This is a genomic window from Bacillus sp. SIMBA_008, assembly GCF_046535495.1.
Classification (GTDB): Bacteria; Bacillota; Bacilli; order Bacillales; family Bacillaceae; genus Bacillus; species Bacillus subtilis.
The window spans coordinates 1-277 of sequence record NZ_JAWRWL010000368.1 but is presented as its reverse complement, the minus strand read 5'-3'; the positions used below and the strand labels follow the sequence as shown (position 1 = coordinate 277).

Below are 277 nucleotides of genomic sequence, written 5' to 3'. Positions count from 1 at the left end.
CTATGATCTGCTTAAGAAGATCATCGAATTTAACATCAAAGAAAAAGCTGAAAATCCGGGGTTTTGGCGTTAGCGGACGTGATGTTGAAGGAGGAAGACATGGACGTTTTCAAAGACTATTTATCAAGTATCGACAGCCCTGACCATCGTCTGCGAATGGAGGAAATCCTGTCGTGGACGTCTGAGCAATTCCCGGGTTTAACACCGCAGATCAAGTGGAACACGCCGATGTTTACCGATCACGGCACCTTTATTATCGGCTTTGCGGCAGCAAAGC

Annotated in this window: 1 protein-coding gene; it reads left to right on the top strand. The window is 46.6% G+C overall.

Annotation, left to right across the window (positions count from 1 at the left end; genetic code table 11):
- Window positions 1-99: 99 nt before the first annotated feature.
- On the top strand, window positions 100-277 hold a 178-nt coding region (locus SB658_RS23635), incomplete at its 3' end, for an iron chaperone (RefSeq protein WP_410602737.1).